At 41.8% G+C, this 2828-nt stretch carries 2 protein-coding genes and 1 pseudogene; all 3 read left to right on the top strand.

The features are described from left to right. Positions 1–635 (top strand): annotated as a pseudogene (locus KFO40_RS25440) (mobilization protein); the annotation flags it as partial. Between the two features lie 438 nt (positions 636–1073). Continuing rightward, positions 1074–1664, top strand: a complete 591-nt coding sequence (locus KFO40_RS25435) for a replication/maintenance protein RepL (RefSeq protein WP_004295513.1) — start codon at positions 1074–1076, stop codon at positions 1662–1664. Between the two features lie 618 nt (positions 1665–2282). Next, positions 2283–2828 (top strand): plasmid recombination protein (locus KFO40_RS25430; RefSeq protein WP_211146935.1); only part of this gene is annotated, 546 nt, incomplete at its 3' end.

Raw genomic sequence — 2828 nt, 5'->3', positions numbered from 1 at the left:
GCATGGAACGTGGCGTTTCTTCTGACCGCAAACACTTATCGGCTATGCAGTACAAGACCGAATGTGCGAAAGAACAGCTTCAGGAACTATCAAACGATATATCCAGTGCATTAGACAAACACAAGGACGTACAAAACCAGCTTCTTCAGCTTCAGAAAGAACTACGTTCCATTGAAACAAAGAAGAACGTCCAAAAACTCATTTCTAAGGCTTCAGAGAAGTTTTACGGCTTGATTGGAAAAACAGTCAACGATAGGGAAAAGGATGCCTTAAAAGCCAAAGTAAAGGCTTTAGAGGGGGAAAATGAACAGCTATCCGATAGACTGGGAAAGGCTATACTTGAAAAAGAGCAAAACGGCACAAAGGCATTCAAAGCCGAGAATGACAAGGAGTATTATAGACAACAAATGGACAACGCAAGGACAACCAGTAACCGATTAAGGACGGAGAACCAAGAACTAAAGACCGAAACCAAGGAATTGAAAAAAGAACTTGGTAAGATGAAAGACTTGTTCAATTCCGAACAACTGGAGGCTTTAAGGCATCATTTCCCAAACATATCAAAAGCTATGGAAGAGGGGAAAGACCTACTCAAGCAAATCACCAGAAGCAGAGGTTTCGGTATGGGTATGTAACCCCCCCCCGCCCCCAAAGGGGGAGCGACCAAACGGCAGCCTCTCTCAATGGAGTGTTACGTCGTTCGGATTCGGAAGAAATTTTGCAGGGTTCGGAAAACGGTTGTGTGCTTATTCTAAAAAAAGTTTATGGTGTGGCGCTCGTCGGGACGGGTGGTCCCGCCCCTTGCCGCTGGGCGCTCCCCGACCGATGATTTTTAAGTGACTGATTTTGTGCTGTTTTGGGGGTATATTAAGAATAGAAGAAATAGAATAAGTTAAGTACTTGATACACAATATAGGGCATTTTCCATATTGGAAATTCTCATTTTCCAATCTAGAAAATACTGATTTCCTAATATAATACTAAACAGGAAAATAATATTTCCCTTAATATTGTTTTTATGGAAAATAATAGTTTACTTTGTGGAGAATAATATTTCCCAAAAACACATCAAAATGGAAAATAAAAAAGCAGTTAAGTTAACCGATTTTCAAAAGAACGAAGAAAATCCTTTTATGAAACAAGCTATAGAAGGTATTGAAAATCATGTTGTTAAAAAGTATAAGAGTAATAGTGGTGGCGATAAGAGAGCCGTAGTAGCTTTAGCCGACACTGAAACTGGAGAAGTGTTTAAGACTTCGTTTATCCGTCAAATAGAAGTAGATGAAGAACAATTCACTAAATTGTATCTTTCTAACTTTGCTGCATTCTTTGACCTATCACAAGCAGCTATTCGGGTTTTTGGTTACTTTATGACCTGCATGAAACCCAAAAATGATTTAATCATCTTCAATAGAAAAAAATGCCTAGAATATACCAAATACAAAACAGACAAAGCCGTTTATAAAGGACTTGCAGAACTTGTAAAAGCTGAAATCATAGCCCGAGGACCAGCCGATAATCTTTGGTTTATTAATCCTCTGATAGTATTCAATGGTGACCGAGTGACATTTGCTAAAACATACGTTCGGAAAAAGACTTTAGCTGCCCAAAAGAAAGAAGAAGCAGAGAAACGACAATTATCACTTGGCTTTGATGAACAGTAACACTCCATTGAGTGAAGCTGCCGTTTGGTCGCTCCCCCTTTGGGGGCGGGGGGGGGATAGATAAAGTTCCTCTATGTAAAGTTATAATGGGGGATGAAAGGCAAGGTTCGCTAACCTTACCCCGATTGTTTATGCTTCCCAGCATTCAATCTATCCCCGTTTATGGGTTTCTCTTTCACCCTACAAAGATAACCTCATGGGGGAAAAATGTCCAAGAATATGGGGTAAAAACTATCAAGTCGGTAGAAAATAAGTATCTTTGAAGTACATTTTTAGTAGAGGTACTGGTATGCCTAGACGAAGCAGATAGGCAAAAATAAAGCCGCTGGAGATGTCGGATGTCCGTCAATTAACTCCAGCGGCTTGTATTTTGGTAACTCTCCCGTATCGGTCGGCTACCGTTTGGTCAGCAACAAAGGTAGTACTTTATTGTCGCAAATCCAAATGTTTTCCCCTTTATTTGTGCATTTACAGAACATTTGCTAACTTCGCACCTATGCAGTATGGTGATAGCACACTAGCACCCTAAAGGGTGCGTGTGTAAGGGGACAAGCCCCCTTAACCCCCTGTCAGCCGGCTGTCACCGGCTGTTATCGATTGTCACAAAAATGTTAACTTATGGGAGCAACAAGTATTCATGTACAAGCAGTGAAGCCGGGGAGTGAGATTCACAACTTTAGGGAAAAAGAGTTGGACTATGTTCGTCCCGAACTTAGTCATTTGAATGAAAGCTGGGTTGGAGATAGCATCTCCCATCGGCTGGAAAGTGCGAAACAAAGATATCTCGATACGGTTGGGCAGAAGATGCAGGCTAAAGCCGCACCCATACGAGAGGGAGTAATAGTAATCAAACAAGAAACCACCATGCAGGAACTCCAGCAGTTTGCCACGGTCTGCAAAGAACGTTTCGGTATCGAAGCATTTCAAATCCATATACACAAGGACGAAGGATACATGAACGCAAAGCAATGGACACCTAACCTTCATGCCCATGTAGTTTTCGATTGGACGCAGCCGAATGGGAAAAGTGTGCGTTTATCGCGTGATGACATGGCAGAACTCCAAACCATAGCATCTGAAACACTGGGCATGGAACGTGGCGTTTCTTCTGACCGCAAACACTTATCGGCTATGCAGTACAAGACCGAATGTGCGAAAGAACAG

The sequence above is a fragment of the Bacteroides sp. 1001302B_160321_D4 genome (assembly GCF_015667765.1).
Taxonomy (GTDB): Bacteria; Bacteroidota; Bacteroidia; order Bacteroidales; family Bacteroidaceae; genus Bacteroides; species Bacteroides xylanisolvens.
This window is presented reverse-complemented; position numbering and strand designations above follow the sequence as displayed.